This is a genomic window from Frankia sp. CeTa3Moorea, assembly GCF_978021225.1.
Genome location: NZ_CDXDOR010000172.1, coordinates 1 through 8963, shown reverse-complemented (window position 1 = coordinate 8963; position 8963 = coordinate 1). Strand labels below are relative to the sequence as shown.

Here is an 8963-nt window from a genome sequence, read left to right as displayed (position 1 = left end):
CACCCCCACACCGCGGTCTGGCGCCGACGCCGTCAGCGCAGGGTGAGGCTGCGTCCAACAAGACCCGCCCGCACCCGGCGTTCGTGCGCGGTCAGTGCCGTGGTGTCGGCCAGTGCCCGTTGATAGGCCACCCGCAGCGCGGCGGCCGGCTCCTCACAGCGGTCCGCCTCGCTTCCGGGCGCGAGATCCCAGACGGGAACGACGAGCCCGTCGGCGCGGAAGAACCCGATGAACCTGGAGCCCTCCCCCACCGTGAGACGTTCGGCCGCAGCCAGGCGAGCCAGCGCATCCAGCAACGCCTCCTCGGTGGGGGCGACGTCGGCGCCCGCGCCGATGGGAGCGACCGCCTCGGCCTCGGAGCCGGTGCCCGCCGCAGTACCCGCCGCGCCCGGCCAGGCCAGCGGAAGCGCCCACCGCAGGTGCCAGCGGTCACCGGGGTGGCACCAGTAGGCGGCCGGCACCGAGGTGAGCCGTACGGTGGGCACCACGGTGGCGTTGGCGCGCTCCAGCATCACCGCCACCTCCTGGTTCGGACCGCTCTCCTCGTCCGACGGTGGCAGCCACCATCCGAACCCGGAATGAACGGTGATGCCCAGGGGTGCCGGGTCCAGCAGGTCGGTGAGCCGGGGCAACCCGGCGAGTCCCGCGGGCAGTTGTTCCACGAGGCGCGGCGCGGAGGCAGGCGGGATGTCGATCACACTCCCCGGCTCAGCGGCGAGTGCGGCGAGCAAGGCACCGGCGACATCCCGCGATGCGTCCAGACCCGGAAGGGCGATCTGCAGGGCGACCAGGATTTCGCCGTCCTCGCGCACCAGGGCGGGGGCGGCCTGCGGCAGCATCGTGCAGAGCGTGATGCGCCGGCCGGCGTGCTCAGGATGGTCGGCGAGGTAGGCCGCCGCCAGGGTCAGCGGCGCGGTGGCGCTGGGCACCAGCTCCCGCAGGGCGACCAGGTCCGGCTCGTCGCGGCGGCCCGCGAACGGGCGCAGCACGGGAGCCGGCCGGTTCCGCTCGCCGTGGCACGCCTTGTAACGACGGCCCGACCCGCAGGGACAGGGTTCCCGCGGTCCGACGGCGGGGATGGCCCCATCGGATCCGTGGACGGACGGGCGGCGACGGCTCCGTGCGGCTCCCCCGCCAGAGCCGGGCGTGGCGACTCGTGCCGGGCGGGTGCCGGGACGCTGGGGTGCGGGTCGGCGAGCGATCACGACCTCCTGAGGTAGAGACCGTCACGCGCGGTCATGGACTTCCTGCGGGTAAGGCTAAGCCATGGTCGGCGGATGACGAGGGTGCCGGGTGGCGGCCGCGCCCGTGGCAAACACCACCGCTCCCGTCGCGGGAGCGGGCCCCGTCGTAGGAGCGGGCCGACGGAGAGCCGACAGCCGACAGATCCGGTCGAGGACAGATCCGGTCGACGACAGATGCATCCCCGGCATCTCGGGCGCCCATTCAGGGATAACCCTCTTCCACGGCAGGGACTATCCCGTCACTGCGGAACCATTACCACGGATACCGCACGCGGCCCCCTCCTCAATGGGCACGATGAACACAGCCGTTCGGCGGACGGGCCCTGGCGGGACTGATGGCGAGCATCATCGACGCTCGTCCGCAAGCCACCGTCACCGTGGCGGCACATCCAGGAAGACGACGCCGCGGGAACCGGTGAAAGGCCGCTCGACAGGCGGTGCCCGCGGCATTCATCTCGATATATGGGGGGTCGGTGGCGAAGGTCGTCGTTGCCGGCGGGGGCATTGCTGGGATCGCCTGCGCCAGCACACTGCTAGCCGAGGGAATCACCGTGGATGTCCGTGACCGGGGCCGCGTGATCGGCGGACGGATGGCCTCACGGTGGATAGACGGGCGCATCGTGGACTCCGGCGCGTCGTACTTCACCGCCACCTCGCCGGAGTTCCGCGAAGTCGTGGACGATTGGTTCATCCGTGGCCTGGTACGCCCCTGGACGCACCAAATGTCGGTAATCAGTGGGCCGACCGCCACCTTGGCCGAGCCGCGTTCCGGCCCGCTGCGGTACGCCGCCCCGCGCGGGCTGCGTTCCCTGGTCGCCGACCTCGCGTCCCGCGCCGGGGTGCAGGTCGCGCAGTCCACGCCGATCCGCCGGATCACCCCGGGTCCCCGCGTCGACGACGAGGCCGCCGACGCGGTGGTCCTCGCGATGCCCGACCCGCAGGCGCTGCGCCATCTCGACCCGGCCTGCACCGAGGAGCGGGCGCAGCTCGCCGGCCGCCCCTGGTCGCCGGTGCTGGCGCTGCTCGCCGGCTGGCCCTACCGGTGCTGGGCACCGATCGACGGAGCCTTCGTCCACGACGACGATACGATCGCCTGGATCGCCGACGACGGCCGTCGCCGGGGTGACAGTGCCGCCGTCCTGGTCGCCCACTCGACGCCGGATTTCGCGCGGCCGCGGCTGGCCGACCCCGCGGCGGCCGGGCCCGATCTCGTCGCGGCACTACGGCGCCTGCTCACCATCACGGTGCAACCCAGTTGGACGTACGTGCAAAGGTGGACCTTCGCCCGCCCGGACCGTCCGCACGAACAGCCGTACTACCTGTCCGGCAGTGGGATCGGGCTCGCCGGCGACGGCTGGGGAACACCGAAGATCGAGAATGCCTGGCACTCGGGCACCGAGCTGGGCCGAGCCCTCGCCGCCCGATTGAGATAACCGATTGCGATAACCTATCGCAATAACCGATTACGATGACCGATGGCATGTGACCGGATCGATCCTGCGCCGGCGTAGGTCGTTCGGTTGATGATGCGTGACGCGGGTACACCCTCCGGCATGGAGATCAAAGTAAGCCTGTCGTTGCCCCACGATGAGATCTCCATACCCGTAGTTCGACGTATCTGCACGCAGTCCCTGAAAGTCCTGGGCGTCAGCCAAGAATGCATTTACGATGTTGAACTTGCATTGACAGAAGCGTGCGACAATGTTCTTCTACATGCCCATGACGGCGACGAGTACGAGGTTTTGGTGGGAGTGGACAACGAAGTCGCCATCATCGAGGTGAGCGATCGCGGCGACGGTTTCGACGGCATGGATAATCTCGATCGGACGGCCCGCCAGAACAGCGATTTCCCCAGGCCGGAAAATGTTCCCGAGCAAGGCCGTGGCATCTTTCTCATGCGCGCTCTGATGGACCGGGTGCAGTTCCACCAGGTGGACGGCCCCCATCGGGGCACCCGCGTGCATCTGGAGAAGACTCTCACCTGGGAGGAGAGCGCTCCCGGGGAGCGGCTGAGCCGGGCGCGGACGGGGCCCTGGCCCGCTTCCCGCCCGGAGGTGGCCGAGGGCATCCATCCGGTCTGACGTCTCCCGCCGTCCCCCGCCGACTCCCTTCGTCGATCGGCCGACTCCCTTCCTCGACCGGCCGCCCCACAATCCGACCGGCTACGCTGACGGGAGTGGACTCCGAGGGATCTGGGCGGGTATCGCGATGGGTGTGGTAGTGACCGAGGCGGCCCCGCCCGTCCGGATCGGGATCGTCACCTTCCCCGGCTCCCTCGACGACCGGGACACGGCGCTCGCAGTGCGGGCCGCCGGTGCCGAACCGGTCTCCCTCTGGCATGGCGACAGCGATCTCGCTGGCGTCGATGCCGTCATCCTGCCCGGCGGATTCTCCTACGGTGACTACCTGCGCGCCGGTGCGATAGCCCGGTTCTCGCCCATGGTGGCGGCCCTCGTCCCGGCGGCCCGTGCGGGCCTGCCAATTCTCGGCATCTGCAACGGGTTTCAGGTGCTCTGCGAGGCCGGCCTGCTCCCCGGGGCATTGACTCGCAACGTGGGACTGCACTTCGTCTGCCGCGACCAACGGTTGCGGGTCGAGGCGCCAGGCACTGCCTGGACCCGCGGCTACCAGGACGGCGAGGAGATCGTCATCCCGGTGAAGCATGGGGATGGTCGCTATGTCGCGGCCCCGGGCGTGCTCGCCGAACTCGAGGCGGCCGGGCGGGTTGTGGTGCGCTACGTCGGCGGGAATCCCAACGGGTCGGCCGCTGACATCGCCGGGATCTGTAACGAGAGCCGGACGATCGTGGGCCTGATGCCGCATCCCGAGCACGCTGTTGACGACCTCACCGGCCCCGGGGTCGGCGGGCTTCGCATGTTCACCTCGGTACTGTCCGGCGTTTTGTCGGCTTTTTCCTCTTAAAGAGAGATTTTTGGTTACGAAGGGGTCTCCTTGTCCGCCCGGGAGCCCGGATCAGGGGATATCGGCGAGGATGGGAGGGTGACCGGCAACCCCGCCGCCCCCGCGGCCACCTCCGTGAGTCCCCCCGCCGAGCAGCCCTACCGGGAGCTGGGGCTCACCGACGACGAGTACGCCCTGATCATCGCGACCCTCGGTCGCCGGCCCAGCGACGCCGAACTCGCGATGTACTCGGTGATGTGGAGCGAGCACTGCTCCTACAAGTCCTCCAAGGTGCATCTGCGGCAGTTCCGGGATACCCCGTCGACGGACCGGCTGCTGGTGGGCATGGGGGAGAACGCGGGCGTCGTCGACGTCGGCGAGGGGCTGGCGGTCACCTTCAAGATCGAGTCGCACAACCACCCCAGCTTCGTCGAGCCGTACCAGGGGGCCGCGACGGGTGTAGGCGGCATCGTCCGCGACATCCTGACCATGGGGGCCCGCCCGATCGGCGTGCTCGACCCGCTGCGCTTCGGCGAGGCCAACGCTGCGGACACCGCCCGGGTCCTGCCCGGGGTCGTCGCCGGCATCGGTGGCTACGGCAACTGCCTCGGCCTGCCCACCATCGGCGGCGAGGTCGTCTTCGACCCGACCTACGCGGGTAACCCGCTGGTCAACGCCCTGTGCGTCGGGGTCATGCCGGTCGATCGGGTGCAGACGTCGGCGGCGACCGGGGTCGGCAACGCCGTCGTCCTGCTCGGCGCCAAGACCGGCCGGGACGGCATCGGCGGCGTCTCGATACTGGCGTCGGCGACCTTCGACGAGGGCGGCGGCCCGGCCCGGCGGCCCTCGGTGCAGGTCGGCGACCCGTTCACCGAGAAGATCTTGATCGAGGCCTGCCTGGAGCTGTTCGACCGCAAGCTCGTCACCGGCATCCAGGATCTCGGCGGCGCCGGGCTGACCTGCGCGCTGACCGAGACCACCGCCGCGGGCATCGCCACCGGCCAGCCCGGCGGCATGGAGGTCGACCTCGACCTCGTGCCCCTGCGCGAGGCGTCGATGGCGGCGCACGAGATCCTCGCGAGCGAGTCCCAGGAGCGCATGCTGGCGATCGTCACGCCCGAGGCGCTGCCCGAGGTTCTCGCCCTCGCCGAGCGCTGGGGTGTGCTCGCGACCAGGATCGGCACCGTCACCAACAGCGGTCGGCTGACCGTACGCTGGCATGGCGAGGTCGTCGTCGACGTTCCGCCCGGATCACTCGCCGACGATGGCCCGGTCTACGAGCGCCCTCTGCGCCGCCCGGTCGACTTCGACCTGGTCCGGGCGGACGCGCCCACGCCCGCCCGGCTCGCCCGGCCACGGACCGGGCCGGAGCTGCGGGAGACCCTGCTGCGGCTGGTCGCCTCCCCGAACCTGTGCTCGCGGGCCTGGGTGACCGACCAGTACGATCGGTACGTGCAGGCGGGCACCGTGCTCGCCCAGCCGGAGGACGCGGGCGTGCTCCGGCTGTCGGCGGCCACCGGCCTGGGGATCGCGCTCGCCACCGACGGCAACGGGCGGTACGCACGGCTCGACCCGTTCGCCGGCACCCAGCTCGCCCTGGCGGAGGCGTGCCGCAACGTGGCCGCCACCGGATCGGTGCCGATCGCGGTGACGAACTGCCTGAACTTCGGCTCCCCCGAGGATCCCGAGGTGATGTGGCAGTTCGCCCAGGCGTGCGCGGGCCTCGCCGAGGGCTGCCGGCGGCTCGGCCTCCCGGTGACGGGCGGCAACGTCTCGTTTTACAACCAGACCGGCTCGACGCCGATCCATCCGACCCCGGTGATCGGGGTGCTCGGCCTGTTCGACGACGTCACTCGCCGGACGCCCATCGGCTTCGCCGAGGAGGGAGACGTCCTGATCCTGCTCGGCGACACCGCCGACGAATTCGGCGGCTCGGAGTGGGCGTGGGTGACGCATCGCCATCTCGGCGGCGAGCCGCCGGCCGTCGACTTCGCCCGGGAAAAGCTGCTCGGCGAGATCCTCGTCGCCGGTTCCCGCGACGGCATGCTCACCGCCGCGCACGACCTCTCCGACGGTGGGCTCGCCCAGGCGCTCGTCGAGTCGTGCCTGCGCGGCGGGCACGGCGCCCGGATCATCCTGCCGGCCGGATCAGACCCGTTCGTCGAGCTGTTCAGCGAGTCGGCCGGCCGCGCCGTCATCGCGGTGCCCCGCGCGGAGGAACTGCGCTTCACCGGCATGTGCGAGGTGCGGGGGCTGCCGTGGCGGCGCGTCGGTGTCGTCAACGGGGACACCCTCGACGTACAGGACGCCTTCACCGTCGGCCTCGACGAGCTGCGCGCGGCGCACGAGGGAACGCTGCCGGCGCTGTTCGGCCGGCTCACCTAGACACGAGTACGTCCGAGCCGAGTACGTCCGGATAAATCCAAGTAAGTCCCAGCGTCGGCGGGCGAGGCCGGTCAGGAGTGGCCGTAGGGCTCCGGTCCCGGGCCGTCCGCGGTCTCGCCCGCCCCGTTGTCGTCCACCGAACCCGGCGGATGGGCGGCCACGCCCACCAGCTCGACGTCGATCGGCTCCAGGTCGGAGGGGTCCTCGTCGAACAGGACGGGTTCGGGATGCGCCGAAGGAGCCACCAGTGCCTCCGAGTGCGCCCCACAGCCGTGGTCGATCGACGTGACCCGGCCGTCGTCCGGTGCGAGCTCGTTGGCGCAGACGCCGAACATCCGGCCGAGCGCACCCGCGAGCCGCACGTGGAATCCGCAGGTCAGGCAGGATGCGGGCGCCACCTTGGCGATGGATGCGCCCGGGCCGGCGGGACCCGCGTACCAGCGTTCGACCGCTTCCTCCCGCCCGGTCACGGACAGCACCCGGGCCCGCCCCAGACCGAGCTCGATGAAGACGTCGGTGTCGGCGAACTCCTCGGCGTCTTCTGTGCGCAGCGCGAGCCGAGGATCGTCGATGGCGGTCGGCAACAGATCCCCGACGCCGACGTCGCCCGGCCGCAGCCGCTCCGACCAGGGGACCCACGGGGGCGCCAGCATGGCCCCGTCCCCGGGCATCAACACGACGTCGTCGACCGTCGCCTTGCGCACCCGCGCGGCTCGGGTAACGATCACCGTCCAGACCCAGCCGGGGTAGGCCCGCGACAGGCAGGCGAACCGGTGCAGGGCGAGGCGGTCCCCCTCGCTCTCGACGCCGAGATGCTCACCGACCTCCGCCGCGGACCCCGCCTCCTCGACGGCCGCCTGCCGGGCCAGGTCGACGGCGGCCGCACAGGTCGGATCGGCCACGGGTTCCCGCCCGGACCGGACCGTCCTACGAACATCGGGAGCATCCACGGGAAGTATTCTCACCCACGAACCCTCCCACCGCCCGACGTGGTCGTAGTGGCGCCGGTCCAGGACGGCGCCGGTCCAAGACGAGGACACTGGGCAGGGTGAACCTGGGCAGCACAGTGGTGAACAGCCTGCGCCGGCTGCGGGCGAGTGTGCGCGGCAATGACGCCGACCGGTCGGGGCTGTCGTCGCTGACGGAGCTGTCGTTCGTCAACGCCGCCGGGGACGCGCTGGTGACCGTCGCGTTGGCGGGTTCGCTGTTCTTCGCCGTCCCATCCGGCGAGGCCCGGTCGAAGGTCGCCCTCTACCTACTGGTCACCATGGTGCCGTTCGCCCTGCTGGCGCCGGTCATCGGTCCGCTGCTGGACCGGGTGGCCTACGGCCGGCGGACGGCGCTCGCCGCCATCTGCCTGGGCCGCGGGCTGCTGGCGTGGCAGCTCGCGGGGGCGCTCGACGGGCTGGCCGTCTACCCCCTCGCGCTCGGCCTGCTCGTGCTCTCCCGCGGGTTCGGCGTCGCGCGCAGCGCCGTCATTCCCCGGGTGGCCCCGGCGGAACTCACGCTCGTCACGATCAACTCACGGATCTCGCTGGTCAACATCGTCGCCGGGGCGGTCGTGGCACCCGTCGGGTTGGGCATCGCCAACATCCCTTTCGTCGGCTATCCCTGGGTGTTGCGGATCTGTGCCCTCGTCTACATGGCCGGGGTCCTACTGGCGTTCAACCTGCCCGGGCACGTCGACTCCGCCGCCGGTGAGCAGCCACTGCGCGGGCCGCTTCCCTCAAGCGTGGCCCGGCGCGGTGTCGGGACGTGGATCCGGGCGTTCCTCGGCACGCTGCCGGTGGCGCTGCGCGCCGCCCTGGTGCTACGCAGTCTGGTCGGCTTCCTGACGTTCTATCTGGTGTTCCTCCTGCGCACCAACGGCGGGAACAACCTGTGGCTGGGCGGGCTCGCGGTCTGCGCGGGCGCCGGCAGCGGCCTGGGAGTCCTCATCGGCGGCCGGCTCGGCCGGCGCCGCCCCGAGGGCATCCTCATGCTCGCGCTGGTGTTGGCGGCAGGGGATGCCTCGGTGCGGCGATCACCTACACCAAGTTCACCTCGCTGGTCGCCGCGCTGCTGGCGTCCATGGCGGGGTCGATGGGGAAGCTGGCGCTGGACGCGATCATCCAGCGGGACATCCCGGAGACCACCCGCAACTCCGCGTTCGCCCGCTCTGAGACCGGTCTGCAGCTGGCCTGGGTCGCCGGCGGGGGCCTCGGACTGATCGAGATGCCCGGGATGGTCGGCTTCGCGGTGGCCGCGGCGGCGATGGGGATCACGTTGTTCGTGGAGGCCGGCGCGCTGCGCCGGTCCCGGCTGGCCGCCCGCGCCCAGTTCCGCGCGGACGCCCGGAACCACCCACCCGCCCACAACGATCCGGACACGACGAAACCGCTCGGTCACCCAGGGGTTCCCCCGCAGTCGCCGATGCCCCCGCCGGCACCCAGG

General features: G+C 71.3%; 6 protein-coding genes and 1 pseudogene. 5 read left to right on the top strand and 2 right to left on the bottom strand.

Annotated elements, in window-relative coordinates; genetic code table 11:
- Positions 1-32 precede the first annotated feature (32 nt).
- A complete protein-coding gene (locus AC08OV_RS21160; RefSeq protein ID WP_476620178.1) occupies positions 33-1205 on the bottom strand; it encodes a DUF5926 family protein in 1173 nt (390 codons plus the stop codon).
- Positions 1206-1717: 512 nt separating this feature from the next.
- On the opposite strand from AC08OV_RS21160, the gene AC08OV_RS21155 reads away from it, so the two are divergent.
- The 4 genes from AC08OV_RS21155 to purL all read left to right on the top strand — a co-directional run bounded on the left by AC08OV_RS21155 (position 1718) and on the right by purL (position 6530).
- Entirely contained in the window at positions 1718-2677 is a 960-nt protein-coding gene (locus AC08OV_RS21155; RefSeq protein ID WP_476615901.1) for an NAD(P)/FAD-dependent oxidoreductase, read from the top strand.
- Positions 2678-2797: 120 nt separating this feature from the next.
- The gene (locus tag AC08OV_RS21150; RefSeq protein WP_476620177.1) at positions 2798-3325 is read left to right on the top strand and encodes an ATP-binding protein; all 528 of its coding nucleotides are present in this window, start codon (positions 2798-2800) and stop codon (positions 3323-3325) included.
- A 127-nt stretch (positions 3326-3452) separates the two neighbouring features.
- Positions 3453-4166 (top strand): phosphoribosylformylglycinamidine synthase subunit PurQ, encoded by a 714-nt coding sequence (gene purQ / locus AC08OV_RS21145; RefSeq protein ID WP_476615900.1) that lies wholly within the window; start codon positions 3453-3455, stop codon positions 4164-4166.
- 78 nt (positions 4167-4244) lie between these two features.
- Positions 4245-6530, top strand: coding sequence for a phosphoribosylformylglycinamidine synthase subunit PurL (purL, locus tag AC08OV_RS21140; protein ID WP_476620176.1), 2286 nt, complete (start codon positions 4245-4247; stop codon positions 6528-6530).
- A 71-nt stretch (positions 6531-6601) separates the two neighbouring features.
- Here purL and AC08OV_RS21135 read toward each other — a convergent pair whose 3' ends face one another.
- Positions 6602-7495 (bottom strand): DUF3027 domain-containing protein, encoded by an 894-nt coding sequence (locus tag AC08OV_RS21135; protein ID WP_476615775.1) that lies wholly within the window; start codon positions 7493-7495, stop codon positions 6602-6604.
- Between the two features lie 83 nt (positions 7496-7578).
- Between AC08OV_RS21135 and AC08OV_RS21130 the strand changes: the two are divergent.
- A pseudogene (locus AC08OV_RS21130) lies at positions 7579-8963 on the top strand (MFS transporter); the annotation flags it as partial.